The sequence below is a fragment of the Paracoccus haematequi genome (assembly GCF_900631945.1).
In the GTDB taxonomy this organism is placed as follows: Bacteria; Pseudomonadota; Alphaproteobacteria; order Rhodobacterales; family Rhodobacteraceae; genus Paracoccus; species Paracoccus haematequi_A.
Map to the genome: position 1 here is coordinate 1 of NZ_UZWE01000087.1, position 813 is coordinate 813.

2 protein-coding genes are annotated in these 813 nt (G+C 61.5%); both read left to right on the plus strand.

Features of this window, described 5'->3' with window-relative positions; all coding sequences use genetic code 11:
• The first annotated feature begins 93 nt into the window (after positions 1-93).
• The gene (locus PARHAE_RS20425) at positions 94-306 is read left to right on the plus strand and encodes a hypothetical protein (RefSeq protein WP_126156337.1); all 213 of its coding nucleotides are present in this window, start codon (positions 94-96) and stop codon (positions 304-306) included.
• A 91-nt stretch (positions 307-397) separates the two neighbouring features.
• Entirely contained in the window at positions 398-658 is a 261-nt protein-coding gene (locus PARHAE_RS20430) for a helix-turn-helix transcriptional regulator (RefSeq protein ID WP_241232919.1), read from the plus strand.
• Positions 659-813 lie beyond the last annotated feature (155 nt).

The window sequence follows — 813 nt, forward strand, 5'->3', positions numbered from 1 at the left end:
CTTCAACCCCCTAGCCACATATACCCCCATACCCCCTTGGGGATGAAGCCGCCCCTGGAGGGCGCGGCCCATCCCAAAGAGAAGGACCCCGACATGACCGATCAAGCGCAGGTCGAGATCGTCATCAGCGCGGTTGGCGTTCGCACGACGCAGTTCAGCGTCCGCGTGTTCGCCCGATCCGGCCATGGCGACGAGATGGTCAGGCCCGTGGTCTGGCAGGGCAGCAGCTATGAGGAGGCCATCCTTGCCAGCGAACGATACGCCAGCGCCACCGGCCTGCCCGTGGCCGATCTGGTGGTCCGATGACTGCCCCGGGGGTGGTCCAGAACTTTGCCCCTTGGCTGGGGACCGGCGCGGGGAGCCACGCGCACGATTTGCCCGAATTGGAGTTTTTGAAATGAGCAGCAGCAGCACCAAAATGACGCAGCATCCGCCCCTCGATCCGTGGCGTCTGGACGGCATTCTGGAGCCTGATCGCAAGTTGTGGGGCCTTCCCATGATCGCTGCCGCGCTGGGCGTCAGCGTCGGGACCGCGCGGAAGCTGGCAGGTAAGCCAGAGGTGCCGATCTATCGCCCCGAAGGATCAGACAGCTATTTTGCCTCACTGAGCGAACTTCGCGCGTGGCTTCGCAGCAAACCAGCCCCGGAGAATGGATGATTTTGCAGGGTTTTGTAGCATCCTGCATCTGTGAACGAGGGCCTACCACAGCGCATAAACTAGGGTCTGTGGGGATTCACACTCGGAGGCTGATGTGATTCATAGTCAGGATGGATCGCAATGTTCTGACGGATGCCCAATGGGCGAAGATTGAG